We start from the raw sequence: 16,920 nt of genomic DNA, 5'->3' as shown, positions 1-16,920 counted from the left end.
TTCACATCTATAAAACTTTAAAAGTTTAGTTTTTAGGGTTGAATACGTTTTTTTGTTTTTCATAATTAGTTGATTTGTTATGTTAGACTTGTAAATGCTTAATATGTTACATTAGGATCTGTTAAATGAACTTTCAAACCAAAATACCACTATCTAAACAATCTAATAATTTAATAGATTATGAATCTAATATTCTATTGTTAGGTTCTTGTTTTGTTGAGAATATAGGTGAGAAGTTAGATTATTATAAGTATCAATCTGTTGTAAATCCGTTTGGAATTTTATTTCATCCAAAAGCTATTGAGACTTTGGTTGAAAATGCTTTACAAGGAAAAGTATATACTGATAATGATATTTTTTTCAATAATGAGCAATGGCATTGTTATGATGTACATTCAAAGTTAAGTAATACTTCTAAGGAATGGCTTCTTAATGACTTAAATGGACAAATTAAAGTATTAAGAAATCAGGTTAAAAGCTCCTCTCATATCATTATTACTTTGGGAACATCTTGGGTTTATAGAAATATAGAATCTAACCAGGTAGTTGCAAACTGCCATAAAGTGGTGCAGAAAGACTTTTCAAAGGAATTACTTTCAGTAGACAATGTTGTAGGTTCATTGCAAAGGATAGTTAACTTAATTGAAAGTATAAACACAAATACTTCAATAATTTTTACGGTCTCTCCGGTAAGGCACTTAAAAGATGGTTTTGTTGAGAATAACCAAAGTAAAGCGCATTTAATTACGGGTATCCATCAATTTTTAAGTCAACAATCATTAGTAAAAAATTTTAACTCCTTTTATTTTCCATCTTACGAAATTATGATGGATGAATTAAGAGATTATCGTTTTTATAACGAAGACATGATCCATCCAAATCAAACGGCAGTTAATTGTATTTGGGAAAAATTTAATGAAGTTTGGATGACTTCAGAGGCACAAAAAACCATGGAAGAAGTTGGTTCTGTTCAAAAAGGGCTTCAACATAAATCTTTCAATCCCAATTCCGAAGCACATCAAAAGTTTCTTCAAAATTTAAAAGAAAAACAAAAGCAACTTCAATCTGAATTTCCACATATAAGTTTTTAAAATACGACTTTTTACGTATGTTTATAATCTAAGGGACTTGTTAAATTGCCCTTTTTAAACTTATATGTATTCAATAATATTTAGGCCTAATCGATATAATTCTTTTGCTTGGACCAATATAATTGCGCTTTTATTGCTTTTATATTTTGGTAAAATAGAACCTTATACGGTGTTGTTTGGTTATTTTTTAGAAACTATCATTATTGGTGTATTTAACACATTTAAAATGTATGTTTCCTCAAGGCATCATAAGTCTGAAAAATCAATTGCTTTTTTAATTCCCTTTTTTATTATTCATTATGGTTTTTTTATTGCGGTGCAATCTATTTTTGTTTTTGTACTTATGGGGGATAGCGATGTCATTTCAATTAAAGAACCTTTTCATTTAATAACAAACTATGGAATCGTTTTTAAATTAGAAGGTATAGAATATATCATGGGGTTGCTGTTTACAACCCAATTAGCCAAATATATTTTTGATTTTATTCTGCCTAAAAAATATTTGCAGTTTACTCCAGAAGAAATAATGTTTAAACCCTATGTTAGAATTTTAATTCAACAATTTGCAGTTATTCTAGCTATGTTTTTTATCATGTTTTCAAATGCTGATGTAATGGCAGCAATCTTATTAATTCTAATCAGAGCTGCTGTTGATTTTTTCTTAGTAGCTATTAGAGAAAACGAAGCTTTGTTAGATAGAATTGTAGATAAAATGTATGACGGCAAAACTTCAAAAGAAGAATTAAGAAAGCAATTGATACTTTATTCGGAATAAATCAATAGATAAAACCATAGAATTATGAATGTATTTAAGGCGCTTTATTGTAATCAATACTACGAATTAGAACCACAAGGGAAAGCTGATACAGCCAAAAAAATGGGAACTGTTTTAAATGCGGTAGCCATTATGTTAATTCTTCTAAGTATTTTCTTTTTGCTGTTAACCTTTGTGCCTGATTTTGAAAGAGAATTAAACAAAATGTTCAAATCTGCTTTTGGTAGACGTTCTGGAAGAGCTGTTGGTAAGTTTGTTGGTCTGGCAATTGTGGCCTTAGCTTTTCCCGTAATTAGGTATACCCTAGGTACAGAAAAGAGTTATCAAAATATCATAGCTGAGTTTAAATCTAAATCGGCCGAGGAGCAGGCCCAAATATCAAAAAAAGGACTCCAATTTTTTATTAGGGTTATTGTACTCATAGCCATCTCTTTTCTAATGGTAATTGGTAAATTGATTTTATTCGATTAATTATTAACTAGACTAAGTTTTTATTAACACCTTTTAAGGCTTACAATTAAATATACGCAATTCGTCGTATTGATTAGAGTCTCTTATAATTGCAATTTTGAAATGCTATTAATTTTAAACAAAATTGAATAATGAGAGATCTAAAAAAAATTATGCTATTCCTCTTGGTTGGGATATTGCTAACATTTGAATCGTGTTCAAATAACGATGACACAGGAGGTGCTTCAAATGCGCCTTCAGGCACTTTAACAGCTAAAATTGATGGAACTTCTTTCCAATCAATGGAAATTTCGTCTTCGGCTACAATAGTTGATGTTGGAGTAAACAAAAACCTTGTAATTATTGCTTCTAATAGTGATGGGAATGCTTTTGCTATTACCATATTCGGATATACTGGAGAAGGAACTTATAAATTAACGGGTGCTGATTTAGCCGTAACAAACACATCATCTTACACAGAAACAGATGTTAACTTAAGTAACCCAACAGCATCTACAACAGAAATTTGGCAAGCACCTTATGATAATACAGAAGTAGGTTCTGTATCTATATCTGAAGAGACAGATACCAAGGTGATTGGGACTTTTAGCTTTACTGGTAAGAATGTTAATGGAGACGGTTCAGTAAAGAGTATTACTGATGGTTCCTTCAATCTATCAAAGTAAGCTTCATATGGTTATATACTATATAGTGTTAATTCTTAATTAAAACAAAATTCAACAATGAGAAATTTAAAACAAATAGTGATGCTAGTAATGGTAATGTTATTAGCGCACGCAGGATGGACTCAGAAAACTACTGCAGATTATCAATATGCTTTTGATGGTCAGGTTAAATGGATGATTCTTCATGAATCTGGAACTTTATTGGCTTCTACAGGGGAAGCTCTAGCAGGAATTCGCCCAAATAGTACTGAAGTGTCTTTTAAAATAGAACGTTTAAAACGTGTAAAAGAAGAACATTTAGAATTTGTTCCTAATACACCATACCTAATTGTTAAGCCAAGGGGTATGTTTATGCATACAGTAGTGGTGGATGTGGTTAAGGGTAAAGTTGTTTTCGATTCTAAGGCTGAGAAATGGCAAAACGGTGTTACAAGCCGACATTTTTTAGATCCGGAAATGATGTTTGTTGTTAACGGCATGCATAAGGAAGAAGGTCTTGGTCAGTATAGGGCGGGTGTAGGCTTATATGATTTAAAAACTGGGAAATTGGTTAATATATTTGAGCGCAAGCCATCTAATCCAATGACAGGTCAGCCAGATATTATAGGAAGTAATATTATTATTCCGGGATTAAAGAACGTGGAGTGTTATGATATTAATTCAGGAGCTGTTAAATGGACGGCTGATGTTAAAAATGCAACTAGTATTGTGACAAATGAAGCATCAAAAGAGGTGTATGCATTCCGTTCAAAGGGAGATAACACAGTGGTTTATAAACTAAATTCTGATAGTGGAGCAGTATTATGGCCAGAAGGTAATAAAATAAAGGGTGTTATCTCTACAATAGAGTTTACTAAACATGGTTTGGCAATAGTAACCAATATTTTAAGTGGTGGCAGCAAATTAGCCAGTAAGTTAAAAGGTTCGGGGACTTCAAAAGTGTATTTGTTAGACTTGAATTCTGGGGCAGACCTATGGGATAAATCACCAAAGACTAAAGGACTTATTAATCATTTCTATGTAGAAGATGATGGTATTATTTTCGGAGTATCAGATGGCGGTATAAACAAAGTAGCCTTTGATGGAAAACCACGTTGGAAAAAACCTTTAAAAACTGGACCAGGTATACAAATTATGGCAACTGTTCCAAAGGGGCTTTTATATATTTCTGAAACAGATACAGATATAATTGATATGTCAACAGGAGAATCTGTATTTGGTAAGGCTATAAAATATAAGCGTTCAGCTGCTGTTGCCTCGGTCTATGATTCTACTAGAGATCGTTTTCTAATCACTTGTAAGGATGGTGTTTATGAAGTAGATGGTAATAATGGTGAATATAATTTAATTGCCAATGATATTAGTTTTGAAGGGAAAGAAGATCCTACGGGAATAGAAGTTAGAAAAAGCGGTATTCTATTAACATCAGATCAGAACTTAGAAATGTTAGATTTCAGTGGTGGAGCCAATTGGGATGTTTACCATAGAGCTCCTGGGAAAAGTGCTTTTGGAGCAATTTTAATGGGAGCCTTAACGGCAGCTTCAATGACTATGGGAGCTGCACATTCGGCAAGAGCGGGTTATATGAAGGGTGCAGGAGTTCCTTCCTACCATTCGGCGGTACAAAGAGAAGAAAACGCTGCTGATGCTTATGCTGCAATTGCAGATGCCTCTTTTCAAGAAATGATGAAGCGTTTTAAAGCCACCAAAGCCACCGCCAATTCCTCGTTTATATTGACAAAGGTTGATGGAGGTGTAGCATTAGTAAAAGTTGATAAAGATACTGGTTCAACCATGAGTGAAGTTGTTATAGAAGATAAAAATCCAATGTATGAGGTTGATGATATAGCAGGCTTCCTTTATTTTAAAGACAAGAGCAACAATATAAGTGCTTACAATTTAAATAAGTAAAATCTTGTTGTTGAGATTTGTTCGATTAGGCGTAGTAAATTATTTTATTGCGCTTAATCTTTTTTAATAACAGTTTATCGAAAATTTAACTAACATATTACATATAATTGTAGATTTAAAATGCTATTAATCAGTTCATATCAAAAACATCAATTGCTAATATCCTTTAAAAAAGGAGAGGCAATTGGTGTTTTTTTTATGGCAATTTTTCACCTAATTCAAAATAAAGAGAATCAGGGATGAGTTTTAATTTAGCTTTTGAAATAGTGATTTTTTTAAGCATTTTAGTATTGCTAATATGTATGGTTATCATTAAGAAAAATACAATTAGTTTAAAGTTTAGGGGTGATTTAATCACAGATGAATTAAACATCAAATTAAAGCTAGCAATGAAAAGGGGTGATATGTTAAACCAAAAAAATATAATTGCCGAAGATATAAACGCTGTTCTGTTAACTCGTTTTTTTGACATTATAAAACAAATGCTTTTACTTCAAAAGTTTATATTTGAGAAAAGCAAATAATATTATATGAAAAGAAAGTTACTCTCACTTACTTTTTTGATGTTAGCTTCGTATTGTTTCCCCCAAGATAATTCAAAGATAATTGACAGCCTTAAACAGGTTATTTATAGTAAACCGTCAGACTCCATAAAGATAAAAGCTTATAGTGATTTGTGCTGGTATTACAGGACAATTTCTAAAGATTCCGCTTTTAAATATGGCAATTTAACCTTGCAACTTTCTAAAGAAACTAATAATAAATCTGGCGAAGCACAAGCTTATAATGATATTGGAATTCTCCATTATGATTTAGCTGATTATGCCAAAGCATTAAAGCATTACAGAACCTCTTTGAAAATTAGGGATGTATTGAATGATACCATGGGTATTGCTGCGCTTTTTAATAAAATTGGACTTATTCATCAGAATACATTTAAGTTAGATTCTGCAATTTTTTATGCAACAAAGGCTTTAAAAATCTATGAAGACAAGAATCACACGCGTTATGTTGCATATATAAAAACTAACATAGCTAATATTTACAGAGGTTTAAAACAATATCAAAGGGCACTTGATACTCATCTTGAAATTGCTGAGGTTAACAAAAGCATTAACGATAATTTAGGTCTTACAAGAACTTATAACAATATTGCAAATGCCTATTTATTTTTAAAAGATACTGTACAAAGTGAATCGTATTATTTAAGGAGTATTGATTTAGCCGAAAAGCATAATTACAAAAAAGAATTGGCTGGTCTATACAATAATTATGGCGGTATTTTACATGACATGCAAAAATACACCAAGGCCATTGAGTATAATACTAAAGCATTAAGGTTAAGGGAAGAGTTGAAAGATAATTACGGTATTACCAGCACATCATTACACCTTGCGGGCTTGTATATAGATTTAAAAGATTATACCAGAGCAAAAAACTATCTGTACGATGGCCTAAGTCTATCTGAAAAATTCAATATTAATGAATTAAGAATGGATGCTTATGATAAGATGGCGTCCTATTATGCCTATAAAAGGATTCCCGATAGTGTAATGTTCTATAAGGAACTTTATAAATCTTTAAACGATACTATTTATAATAGTAGAATAACTAAAGAAGTTGCTGAAATTCATGAGAAATATGATACTGCCGAAAGAGAAAAAGAAATTCAGACGCAACGTGCAGAAATTGCTGAAAAAGAACTTAAGTTAAACCGAAAGAATACTCAAATTATTGGTTTAGTTGCTCTTGCGGCATTGTTATTTATTTTAGGTTATCTGCTCTATAATCAGCAAAAATTAAAAAATAGGCAGCTAGAAAAAGAAAATGAACTTAAACGTGCTTTAGTAGAAATTGAAACTCACAATAAACTTCAAGACCAACGTTTAAGAATCTCAAGAGATTTACATGATAATATCGGTGCGCAATTAACCTTTATAATATCGTCTATAGAGAATTTACAGTACGGATTTAAAATTTCCAACGATATACTTAAAGGAAAATTGACTGATATAAGCTCATTTACAAAGGAGACTATTTATGAATTGCGTGACACTATTTGGGCTATGAATAAGAATGTAATTACTCTTGAAGATTTACAAGGACGTATTTCAAACTTTATAGATAAAGCTAATGTGTCTGCATCAGATTTAAACTTCAATTTCAGTGTTGATGAAGCGCTTTCAAAAGAGTTGGTGTTTACGTCGGTAAAAGGGATGAATGTTTATAGAATTATTCAAGAAGCTATAAATAATGCCATTAAATACGCCAAGGCATCTAGTGTAGATATTTTAATTGAAAATAAAAATAATAAAGTGGTGTTTTCAATTAAAGATGATGGAAAGGGTTTTGATTTAAATGACATTAAAGAAGGTAACGGACTTAATAACATGAAAAAACGCGCGTCTGATATTGATGCTAATATCACTTTTGATTGTGAAAAAGGGAAGGGAACAACCATTATTTTAAGTGTATGATTATTAAAGTAGCTATAGCAGATGATAACAGCTTTTTAATTAAAGCTGTAAAAGAAAAATTGTCATTTTTTGATGATATAAAGGTAAGTTTCACATCCGTTGATGGCAGTGAATTATTGGAGAAACTGCAAGAAAATCATAATATAGACCTTGTTTTAATGGATATAGAAATGCCCGTTAAAAATGGTATAGAGACCACGGAAGTGGTAAAACAAAAATATCCTCATATAAAAATTATAATGCTTACTGTTTTTGATGATGATGAGAATATTTTTAATGCTATTAAGGCTGGGGCAGATGGTTATTTACTAAAAGAAGTAAATCCAAAAGATTTGTATGAAGGTATTAAGGATACACTTAAAGGAGGTGCTGCCATGAACCCTTCTATAGCTATGAAAACACTTAAGCTGTTAAGAAATCCGATAGTTTTTGAAGACAGCGACGATGAAAATATATCTCTTACAAATCGTGAAATTGAGGTTTTAGAACATTTAAGTAAGGGGCTAAGTTATAGTGCTATAGCTGATAATTTAATTCTATCAAAAGGAACTATTAGAAAACATATTGAAAATATTTATAGAAAACTTCAAGTTCATAACAAATTAGAAGCGGTTCATAAAGCGAAAAAGAATAATTTAATTTAAATTTAGTTTAACTTTAAATTAATCTAACAGTTAAGTATAGTCCATATATTTGTGGTGTTGATATACATTACTTAAATGCATTGGTTAGACTTCTTATGTCGAAGGAAACTGATGTTTTTTTGTTTTAGGGTATCAGGTTTTTATCTGACTGAAAAATTATTTCTAAATTAGAGCATGCGTAAAATTCTGTTCGGTGTTGTTATTACCTTAGTCATTCTTTTCACTTTCAAATATTGCGATGATAAAAAGGAAGAAAATATAGTACTTCAAGAAAGCTCCATGCTTATTCAGGAGCAAATAAAGCAAGTTGGAAAGTTAGTGGTAACTGAAGGGCATTTTAGCGAAGTATTAAACTATAAGAACTCTAAAGAAATTTTGGGAGCATATTACACATCAGAGAAAAAAGCTTTGGTAGTTGTAAATGCAAGTGTTTCTATTGCATATGATTTAAGTAAAATAGAGTTTCATGTAGATAATGAAAATAAGACGCTTCATATTTTAAGTATTCCAGAGGAAGAAATAAGTATTAGCCCAGATTTAGAATACTACGATATACAATCAGACTTTTTTAACCCTTTTGAAGCCAAAGACTATAATGATATCAAAAATTCTGTAAATACTTCGTTGGTAAAAAAAATTGAAGCCTCCGAATTGAAAAAAAATGCAAAAAACAGATTAATTAGTGAGCTTTCTAAGTTTTATATTCTAACCAATTCATTTGGGTGGAGCCTTAAATATAATGAAACATCAATGACTACTTTAGAGTCGCTTCAAAATTTAAAACTATAGTTTTTTACACAAACTTTGCCAACTACCACCATTTAAAACTTCAATTCCATTAGATCTCAAAATTAAACTGGCACTACCAGATCTAATACCACTGGCGCAACAGGTTATAACAGGTTTGTTAAGTTTTCTAAGTTCATCAATTTTAGAGTTTAAGTGTTGCAACGGAATATTTGTAGAGTTTTTAATAGTGCCCTGAGCAAATTCCTTAGGGGTTCTTACATCTATAATAATGGCACCTCTGCTTTTAAAATCTTCAATCTTTTTCTTTTTATAGCCAAATAAATAACTTAATAGTTTCATTCTTTATTTTATAACAAAAGTCTTTTTAATTTATTAAAGTAATGTAACAAGAGTTACTGTGTAATTTTAGTATATTCAACTAAAATTATTGGTGAAAAATCCCAAAAATGAATAAGACTGATTTACAAAAAATTCACAATCGTATTAAGCCATATGTTCACAGAACACCTGTGTTAACCTCACATTTTTTTAATAAAATTACAGGGGTTGAATTATTTTTTAAATGCGAGAATTTTCAAAAAATGGGAGCTTTCAAAATGCGTGGTGCAACAAATGCAATTTTAAATTTAACCAAAGAACAAAAAAGTAAAGGTGTGGTTACACATTCTTCAGGGAATTTTGCACAAGCACTGGCTTTGGCAGCTGAAAGCATTGGGGTAAAGGCATTTATTGCTATGCCAGAAAATGCACCTCAAGTAAAAAAAGAAGCTGTTTTGGGTTATGGTGGTATTATTAAAGAATGTGATTCTAATGCCATAGCCAGAGAAATGGAAGCAGATAAAATACAACTAGAAACAGGTGCAACCTTTATTCACCCTTCAAATGATGATGATGTTATTCATGGACAAGGAACTGCAGCAATTGAGTTGTTAGAGGATTACCCTAATCTAGATTATATTTTTACACCTGTTGGTGGAGGAGGCTTGTTAGCAGGTACCATATTAGCGGCTAATAGTTTTTCAGAAAAATGTAAAGTAATTGCCGGAGAACCTGCTAATGCTGATGATGCTTATAGGTCTTTGATATCTGGCAAAATAGAATTAAATCGAACAACACATACTATAGCTGATGGGTTAAGAACTAATCTAGGTGATAGAAATTTCCCAATAATAAAAGAGCATGTTGCAGGTATTATTAGAGTTGAAGAAAATGAAATTATTAACGCTACGAAACTTATTTGGGAACGTATGAAACTTGTGGTTGAACCTTCAAGCGCAGTTGCAATTGCTGCTGTTTTAAAAAATAAAGAAAATATTAAAGGGCAAAAAGTAGGAGTAATCATTTCAGGTGGAAATGTAGATGTTTCTAATTTACCTTTTTAATTAAATAATTTTACTAATTATTGTAATTTGCAATCATGACAGAACCATATGTTAGTTTAACAATTCAGAATAAAATAGGGGTTATTGAGTTTTTTCATCCAAACAGAAACTCAATGCCCAGTGAAGTATTATTGAAGCTAGAGCAAACAATTAATGAGGCCGGTAACAATGAAAATATTCAAGTTATAGTTCTTAAAAGCGGTGGAGACAGAACGTTTTGTGCTGGTGCAAGCTTTAATGAGTTAATTGCTATTGAAGATGCCAATACCGGGGAAAAGTTTTTCTCTGGATTTGCCAATGTTATTAACGCTATGCGTAAATGCTCTAAACTTATTATTGGTAGAGCTCAAGGCAAAACTGTTGGAGGAGGCTTAGGTTTGGTGTCGGCAACAGACTATTGTTTAGCAACGCAATACGCCTCTATTAAGTTAAGTGAATTAAGTATTGGCATTGGTCCTTTTGTTATTGAACCACCTGTTTCAAGAAAAATTGGAAAAACGGCAATGTCTCAAATGACAATTGATGCAGAAACATTTTATTCTGCAGATTGGGCTAAAGAAAAAGGGCTCTATGCCGAAGTGTTTGAAACCACAGAAGAGCTAGACCAGGCTGTTGAAGATTTGGCCAAAAAATTAGCATCTTATAACCCAGAAGCATTGAAAGAAATGAAAAAAGTTTTTTGGGAAGGAACAAGTCATTGGGAGGAACTATTACCACAGCGAGCTTCCATTAGTGGTAAATTGGTACTTAGTAAGTTTACTAAAAAAACTTTAAAAAGGTTTAGGTAAGTTTTATGCAAGATTTAAACCTTAAAAAAGCACTAGAATCTCTTTCTTCTAAAATTTCTGGAGAACTTTTTTTTAATGATTTACATAGGCATATTTACGCCACAGATGCTTCAGTTTATAGAAAGATTCCTTTAGCTGTGGCGTTACCCAAAAACAAAGAAGATTTAAAGCAACTCATAAGTTTTGCACATACTTATAAAACAACGCTTATACCCAGAACAGCAGGTACATCATTAGCAGGTCAATGTGTGGGTGATGGCATTGTAGTTGATGTGTCTAAATACTTTACAAATATTTTAGATTTCAATGAAGAGGCAAAAACAATTACTGTTGAACCTGGAATTATTAGAGATGAATTGAATATTTTTTTAAAGCCTTATGGTTTGTTTTTTTCTCCAAATACTTCAACAAGTAATAGGTGCATGATAGGGGGAATGGTGGGGAATAACTCATCTGGATCAACTTCAATTAAATATGGCGTTACCAGAGACAAGGTTTTAGAGTTAGTAACTATTTTATCTGATGGTTCAGAGGTGGTTTTTAAAACCTTAACCCAGTCAGAGATTAAATTAAAACAAGAAGAGTCAGGGTTAGAAAGTGAAATATGCAGAACACTTGCAAAAGAACTTTCAAACCCAAAGGTACAATCTGAAATTTATAAAGAATTCCCAAACAAATCTATCCACAGAAGAAATACTGGATATGCCGTTGATGCTTTATTAGATGAAAATTCTCAGAACGGATTATCAAACAATTTTAATATAGCTAAATTACTTTGTGGCAGTGAAGGAACTTTAGCTTTAACAACCTCTATTAAACTGCAATTAGATAATCTCCCTCCTGAAAAGGAAGCATTTGTAATACCCCATTTTACAAGTGTTCAAGAAAGTTTGGAGGCCACAGTAATTGCCATGAAGCATAATTTGTATTCATGTGAATTACTGGATAAAACCATTTTAGACTGCACAAAAAATAACCGAGAACAATTAAAGAATAGATTTTTTATAGAGGGCGATCCAGAAGCTATTTTAATGCTTGAAGTTAGGGCAGAAACTGATGAAGAATTAAAAAAAATAGCAAATGATTTAATTGAAGATTTAAAAGAAAATAATTACGGATATGCGTTTCCAAAACTTTACAATGATGATATTAGAAAAGCTAGTGAGTTAAGAAAAGCCGGCTTAGGGCTGTTGGGTAATATTGTTGGAGATTCTAAAGCAGTTGCGTGTATTGAAGATACGGCGGTAGATTTAAAAGATTTACCTAGTTACATAGCAGAGTTTACCAAAATGATGGACAGTTATAAGCAAAAAGCGGTTTATTATGCCCATGCGGGAGCTGGTGAAATTCATTTAAGGCCTATTTTGAATTTAAAAGATTTTAAAGATGTTGAATTGTTTAGAGAAATTACGACCCAAACAGCTAAACTGGTTAAAAAGTATAAAGGTTCTTTTAGTGGGGAACATGGTGATGGTATTGTTCGGGCAGAGTTTCTACCCTTAATGATTGGTGAGGAAAATTATCAATTATTAAAGCGAATAAAACAAGTTTTTGATCCTAATAATGTATTTAACAAAGGCAAAATAGTGGAGGCTTTTCCAATGGATAAATCATTACGCTATGAAGTGGGTAGAAAAGAGCCTGAAATTGATTCTCTTTTAGATTTTTCAGATTCTGAAGGCCTTTTAAAAGCAGCAGAAAAGTGTAATGGTTCAGGTGATTGTAGAAAGCCAGTTTCTGCAGGAGGTACCATGTGTCCAAGTTATAGGGCTACTAAAAACGAAAAAGATACTACCCGTGCTAGAGCAAATGCTTTAAGGGAATTTTTAACCCAATCAGACAAAATTAATAAATTCAATCATAAAGAATTAAAAGAGGTTTTTAGCCTTTGCTTAAGCTGTAAAGCCTGTGCTAGTGAGTGTCCTAGTAATGTTGATGTGGCAAGTTTTAAAGCAGAGTTTTTATATCAATATCAAAAAGAAAACCCACCGTCATTTGCTACAAAAATGTTTGCAAATAATGTTAAGTACAGTAAATTAGGAAGTTTATTTCCACGACTTACTAATGCAATTTTAAATACAACTTTATCAAAAAATATTTTGGGTATCGCTTCAGAAAGAAGCATCCCTAAATTAGCACCTATTACGTTTAGGAAATGGCATTCAAAATATATAAAACAGCTCTCAAACTATAAGTATGACAAGGGAGCGGTTTATTTATTTTGTGATGAATTCACTAATTATTACGATGTGCAAATTGGCATTGATACCTTTGAGTTGCTGTCAAAACTAGGTTATAAAGTACATGTTATTGATCATGAAGAAAGTGGTAGAAGTTTTATATCCAAAGGTTTTTTAGATGAAGCAAAAGTAGTAGCAAATAAAAATGTAAACACTTTTAGTAAGTTAATAACTAAAGAAACACCTTTGGTAGGGATAGAACCTTCTTCAATATTATCTTTTAGAGATGAATATTTAAGATTGGCGGATAATAAGGAGGCGGCCCATAACCTTTCAGAATACACATTTACAATCGAAGAATTTATAAAAAACGAAATTTTAGCTGGAAATATTTCTGAAAAACAGTTTACCAGTGAAAAGCAGGTAATTAAAATTCATGGGCATTGCCACCAAAAATCTTTAAGTAGTATAGAGCCAATATTTGCAATGTTGAATCTTCCAAAGAATTATTCAGTAAGTATCATGAATACGGGGTGTTGTGGAATGGCCGGATCTTTTGGATATGAAAAAGATCACTATTCATTAAGTATGCAAGTAGGTGAAGATTCCTTGTTTTCAAAAATTAGAAATACTGAAGAACATATTATTATTTCTGCATCGGGTACTAGTTGTCGGCATCAAATTAAAGACGGTACGCAGAGAACATCTAAGCACCCAATAAGTATTTTAAAAGAGGCGTTAGTCTCTAATTAGCATAGTTAATTACATGTTCCAAACCTAAGAATTTTTATAAATGTAAAATCCGTAAGTTTATAATCTAGATAAAATTTAATAGCAATATGAAGAAGTTAGCTTTACACTGGAAAATATTATTGGGAATGTTAGTAGGTATTATTGTTGGCCTATTGATGAGTAATTTGGAAGGAGGTAGAGAAATAATTCAAGATTGGGTAAAACCATTTGGAAAAATTTTTATTAATTCTCTAAAGTTAATTGCTATACCTTTAATCCTTGCAGCTTTAATTAAAGGTGTTTCTGATTTGAAGGATATTTCTAAACTTTCAAAAATGGGAGGGAGAACCATAGGCATTTATATTACAACTACAATTATTGCTGTCTCAATAGGTTTAGTATTAGTAAACATTGTTAAACCGGGGAACTCCATAACCGAAGTTACTAGAGCGGAAATGGTTGAAAATTATAGTGGGGATACTCAAAAATATAAAGATTCAGCTAAAGAGCAAAAAGAAAGCGGTCCTTTAAAGGCATTGGAAGATATTGTTCCAGAAAATATTTTTTCCGCTGCTACCAGTAATAGAAATATGCTTCAAATAATTTTCTTTGCGGTATTTTTTGGTATAGGGCTGATATTAATTCCTGAAGAAAAAAGTAAAACAGTAAAAAGTTTTTTTGATGGATTTAATGAAGTCATTTTAAAAATGGTAGATTTAATTATGCTTGCGGCACCTTATGGAGTTTTTGCTTTACTGGCAGCATTAGTTGTAGAATCTCCTAGTGTTGATTTGTTTAAAGCGTTAGGTTGGTATGCATTAACGGTTATTTTAGGGTTAATCTGTTTAGTTGCAGTTTATATTTTCATAGTATTGGTTTTTACCAAAAAGAAGCCTTTATTTTTTTTAAATGGGATTTCTCCAGCACAATTGTTAGCTTTTTCAACTAGCAGTAGTGCTGCTACCTTACCAGTAACTATGGAACGTGTTACAGAACATTTAGGTGTTGAAGAAGAAGTAGCTAGTTTTGTATTACCTATAGGAGCTACTATTAACATGGATGGTACTAGTTTATATCAGGCGGTAGCAGCAGTGTTTATAGCTCAAGCTTTTGGTATGGATTTATCTTTTTCTACTCAATTAGGGATTATAGCAACTGCTACATTAGCGTCAATAGGAAGTGCAGCGGTACCAGGTGCTGGTATGGTTATGTTGGTTGGAGTATTGGGGTATGCAGGAATACCAGAAGCGGGGTTAGCTTTAATTTTTGCAGTAGATAGACCTTTAGATATGTGTAGAACAGTTGTTAATGTAACTGGAGATGCTACTGTTTCAATGGTGGTAGGGAAGTCTATTGGAAAACTTGGAGAACCTCATGTGAAAAACTGGGATGATAATTATCCTAAGAATTAAAATATGATGAAGTACCTAATTATAACAGTTTCCTTAATTGGTGTTTTAGTTTCTTGTAAACAACCTATTGAAAACAATTCCAAAACGTCTCAAAAAGAAGTAACAGAGTTTGCAATTGTTGTGCATGGTGGAGCAGGTGGTATAACACCTGAAATTCTTAGTGAAGAAAAGCAAAAAGCTTATGTTGCTAAGTTACAAGAAGCTTTGAATGCTGGTTATAAGGTGCTTGAAATGGGTGGTGCATCCATAGAGGCTGTTCAATCCTCAATTAAAGTATTAGAAGATTCACCTCTTTTTAATGCAGGGAAAGGTTCAGTTTATAATAGTGAAGGAAATCAAGAAATGGATGCTTCCATTATGGATGGAAATACCTTAAATAGTGGTGCGGTTGCAGGAATTAACCATGTTAAAAACCCAATTATGGCAGCTAGAATGGTTCTGGATAGTACTAGCCATGTCATGCTTTCTGGCAAAGGTGCTGAAAACATCATGGAAACCTTTGGTTTAGAAATGGTAGATAGTTCTTATTTTTTTACGGAAAAAAGATATAATCAATTAAAACAAATTAAAGGAAAACAAAAGGATAAAATTACATTTGATACTTTTCTTAAAGATAGTAAGTATGGGACAGTAGGCGCTGTAGCAATTGACAAAAACGGAAATATTGCATCGGGTACTTCAACTGGCGGAATGAGTAATAAAAAATATGGTAGAATAGGTGATTCTCCAATTATAGGAGCAGGAACCTATGCCAACAATTTAACATGTGGAATTTCTGCAACAGGAACTGGAGAATATTTTATTAGAACGGTTGCAGCCCATGAAGTTTCAAATTTAATTCAATATAAAAAGCTTTCTCCTAATGAAGCGTTGCATGAAGTGATTTATAATCAAATAGGAACGCTAGGAGGAGAAGGTGGTATGATTTTAATAGATAAACACGGAAATGTGTCTTGGGGTTTTAATACCAAGGGGATGTTTAGGGGGTATAAAAAATCATCTGGAGAAAATATTATTGAAATGTTTGGTTTACAATAATTATTCAACCCTCACATAATTTTCTGCGAAAACGGGGTGGCCATCATCGTCTACCCTAACTTGGCTGTAAGTGTCTTTGGTTAGAGTTAAGTTGAATACAAACACACTATCATTTGCAATATGAACACGCATTGATTTACAACCATATTCAAGAATTTCCGTTAAAGTATTGTTTTTAACGTTGTAGCTACCATATCCAAACCAATCCGTTGAATCTTCTGGAATAAAACGGCACCACATTACTTTTGATTCAGTAAATATTTTAATGTGTCTATCTTCTATATCTGGGTGAATAGTATCCGAAACTACATCGTCTGTATAATTGTAAAAACTTGTGCGTTCCCAGGTACCCCTTAACGAAAGTTCTGGTTCCAGGTTATTATTTTCAGCGGTTTTATCAATCTTGGCCTTTGACTGATTGCATGAAAATGAAACAAAAAGGGCTACTGCAAAAAATATTACACTATTTTTCATGTTGGTAAGTTTTTTGGTTTACAACAAGTTACAAAAAATAACAATAAGTAACTACTTAATATATTTACTTTATAGACCCAAAATATTAAAATAAGTTTAGTTTATATTTTAATAAAAACTGTTGATAACT

The 16,920-nt window shown here is 32.0% G+C and carries 16 protein-coding genes; 14 read left to right on the top strand and 2 right to left on the bottom strand.

All coding sequences use genetic code 11. The features are described from left to right. Nucleotides 1–125: 125 nt before the first annotated feature. From N1F78_RS02560 to N1F78_RS02520, 9 genes are all read left to right on the top strand, one after another. Complete coding sequence (locus N1F78_RS02560; RefSeq protein WP_406684626.1) at nt 126–1,091, top strand: GSCFA domain-containing protein; 966 nt, start codon at nt 126–128, stop codon at nt 1,089–1,091. A gap of 64 nt (nt 1,092–1,155) precedes the next feature. Then, the gene (locus tag N1F78_RS02555) at nt 1,156–1,866 is read left to right on the top strand and encodes a DUF6498-containing protein (RefSeq protein WP_406684625.1); all 711 of its coding nucleotides are present in this window, start codon (nt 1,156–1,158) and stop codon (nt 1,864–1,866) included. A gap of 24 nt (nt 1,867–1,890) precedes the next feature. Continuing rightward, nucleotides 1,891–2,337 carry a hypothetical protein gene (locus N1F78_RS02550; RefSeq protein WP_406684624.1) on the top strand — a complete coding sequence of 149 codons (447 nt, stop codon included), beginning with the start codon at nt 1,891–1,893 and terminating at the stop codon, nt 2,335–2,337. A gap of 131 nt (nt 2,338–2,468) precedes the next feature. After that, on the top strand, nt 2,469–3,002 hold the full coding sequence (locus tag N1F78_RS02545) for a DUF6252 family protein (RefSeq protein WP_406684623.1): 534 nt from the start codon (nt 2,469–2,471) through the stop codon (nt 3,000–3,002). Nucleotides 3,003–3,059: 57 nt separating this feature from the next. After that, nucleotides 3,060–4,913 carry a hypothetical protein gene (locus N1F78_RS02540; protein ID WP_406684622.1) on the top strand — a complete coding sequence of 618 codons (1,854 nt, stop codon included), beginning with the start codon at nt 3,060–3,062 and terminating at the stop codon, nt 4,911–4,913. A 239-nt stretch (nt 4,914–5,152) separates the two neighbouring features. Then, nucleotides 5,153–5,437: a hypothetical protein gene (locus tag N1F78_RS02535; protein WP_406684621.1), complete on the top strand. Its 285-nt coding sequence runs from the start codon at nt 5,153–5,155 to the stop codon at nt 5,435–5,437. Nucleotides 5,438–5,443: 6 nt separating this feature from the next. Continuing rightward, nucleotides 5,444–7,390 (top strand): tetratricopeptide repeat protein, encoded by a 1,947-nt coding sequence (locus N1F78_RS02530; protein ID WP_406684620.1) that lies wholly within the window; start codon nt 5,444–5,446, stop codon nt 7,388–7,390. Then, nucleotides 7,387–8,034, top strand: a complete 648-nt coding sequence (locus N1F78_RS02525; protein ID WP_406684619.1) for a response regulator — start codon at nt 7,387–7,389, stop codon at nt 8,032–8,034. The genes N1F78_RS02530 and N1F78_RS02525 overlap by 4 nt, the downstream gene beginning before the upstream one ends. Before the next feature lie 174 nt (nt 8,035–8,208). Further along, entirely contained in the window at nt 8,209–8,823 is a 615-nt protein-coding gene (locus tag N1F78_RS02520) for a DUF4230 domain-containing protein (RefSeq protein WP_406684618.1), read from the top strand. Here the strand turns inward: N1F78_RS02520 and N1F78_RS02515 are convergent. Continuing rightward, a complete protein-coding gene (locus tag N1F78_RS02515; protein WP_406684617.1) occupies nt 8,818–9,123 on the bottom strand; it encodes a rhodanese-like domain-containing protein in 306 nt (101 codons plus the stop codon). The genes N1F78_RS02520 and N1F78_RS02515 overlap by 6 nt on opposite strands. A 107-nt stretch (nt 9,124–9,230) precedes the next feature. Between N1F78_RS02515 and N1F78_RS02510 the strand changes: the two genes are divergently transcribed. From N1F78_RS02510 to N1F78_RS02490, 5 genes are all read left to right on the top strand, one after another. Beyond that, the gene (locus N1F78_RS02510) at nt 9,231–10,166 is read left to right on the top strand and encodes a pyridoxal-phosphate dependent enzyme (protein ID WP_406684616.1); all 936 of its coding nucleotides are present in this window, start codon (nt 9,231–9,233) and stop codon (nt 10,164–10,166) included. Between the two features lie 35 nt (nt 10,167–10,201). After that, entirely contained in the window at nt 10,202–10,954 is a 753-nt protein-coding gene (locus tag N1F78_RS02505; RefSeq protein ID WP_406684615.1) for an enoyl-CoA hydratase/isomerase family protein, read from the top strand. Nucleotides 10,955–10,959: 5 nt separating this feature from the next. Beyond that, nucleotides 10,960–13,887, top strand: coding sequence for an FAD-binding and (Fe-S)-binding domain-containing protein (locus tag N1F78_RS02500; RefSeq protein ID WP_406684614.1), 2,928 nt, complete (start codon nt 10,960–10,962; stop codon nt 13,885–13,887). An 86-nt stretch (nt 13,888–13,973) separates the two neighbouring features. Beyond that, on the top strand, nt 13,974–15,278 hold the full coding sequence (locus N1F78_RS02495; RefSeq protein ID WP_406684613.1) for a dicarboxylate/amino acid:cation symporter: 1,305 nt from the start codon (nt 13,974–13,976) through the stop codon (nt 15,276–15,278). Between the two features lie 3 nt (nt 15,279–15,281). Beyond that, complete coding sequence (locus N1F78_RS02490) at nt 15,282–16,316, top strand: isoaspartyl peptidase/L-asparaginase family protein (RefSeq protein ID WP_406684612.1); 1,035 nt, start codon at nt 15,282–15,284, stop codon at nt 16,314–16,316. Here N1F78_RS02490 and N1F78_RS02485 read toward each other — a convergent pair whose 3' ends face one another. Beyond that, entirely contained in the window at nt 16,317–16,790 is a 474-nt protein-coding gene (locus tag N1F78_RS02485; RefSeq protein ID WP_406684611.1) for a hypothetical protein, read from the bottom strand. Between the last annotated feature and the right edge of the window lie 130 nt (nt 16,791–16,920).

This window comes from Seonamhaeicola sp. MEBiC01930 (assembly GCF_045277075.1).
In the GTDB taxonomy this organism is placed as follows: domain Bacteria; phylum Bacteroidota; class Bacteroidia; order Flavobacteriales; family Flavobacteriaceae; genus Seonamhaeicola.
This window is presented reverse-complemented; position numbering and strand designations above follow the sequence as displayed.

Coding starts and splice junctions, on each gene's coding strand:
- N1F78_RS02500 (WP_406684614.1), top strand. CDS start 10,960: ATGCAAGATTTAAACCTTAAAAAAGCACTAGAATCTCTTTCTTCTAAA.
- N1F78_RS02505 (WP_406684615.1), top strand. CDS start 10,202: ATGACAGAACCATATGTTAGTTTAACAATTCAGAATAAAATAGGGGTT.
- N1F78_RS02485 (WP_406684611.1), bottom strand. CDS start 16,790: ATGAAAAATAGTGTAATATTTTTTGCAGTAGCCCTTTTTGTTTCATTT.
- N1F78_RS02545 (WP_406684623.1), top strand. CDS start 2,469: ATGAGAGATCTAAAAAAAATTATGCTATTCCTCTTGGTTGGGATATTG.
- N1F78_RS02490 (WP_406684612.1), top strand. CDS start 15,282: ATGATGAAGTACCTAATTATAACAGTTTCCTTAATTGGTGTTTTAGTT.
- N1F78_RS02515 (WP_406684617.1), bottom strand. CDS start 9,123: ATGAAACTATTAAGTTATTTATTTGGCTATAAAAAGAAAAAGATTGAA.
- N1F78_RS02535 (WP_406684621.1), top strand. CDS start 5,153: ATGAGTTTTAATTTAGCTTTTGAAATAGTGATTTTTTTAAGCATTTTA.
- N1F78_RS02525 (WP_406684619.1), top strand. CDS start 7,387: ATGATTATTAAAGTAGCTATAGCAGATGATAACAGCTTTTTAATTAAA.
- N1F78_RS02510 (WP_406684616.1), top strand. CDS start 9,231: ATGAATAAGACTGATTTACAAAAAATTCACAATCGTATTAAGCCATAT.
- N1F78_RS02560 (WP_406684626.1), top strand. CDS start 126: ATGAACTTTCAAACCAAAATACCACTATCTAAACAATCTAATAATTTA.
- N1F78_RS02530 (WP_406684620.1), top strand. CDS start 5,444: ATGAAAAGAAAGTTACTCTCACTTACTTTTTTGATGTTAGCTTCGTAT.
- N1F78_RS02550 (WP_406684624.1), top strand. CDS start 1,891: ATGAATGTATTTAAGGCGCTTTATTGTAATCAATACTACGAATTAGAA.
- N1F78_RS02540 (WP_406684622.1), top strand. CDS start 3,060: ATGAGAAATTTAAAACAAATAGTGATGCTAGTAATGGTAATGTTATTA.
- N1F78_RS02555 (WP_406684625.1), top strand. CDS start 1,156: ATGTATTCAATAATATTTAGGCCTAATCGATATAATTCTTTTGCTTGG.
- N1F78_RS02495 (WP_406684613.1), top strand. CDS start 13,974: ATGAAGAAGTTAGCTTTACACTGGAAAATATTATTGGGAATGTTAGTA.
- N1F78_RS02520 (WP_406684618.1), top strand. CDS start 8,209: ATGCGTAAAATTCTGTTCGGTGTTGTTATTACCTTAGTCATTCTTTTC.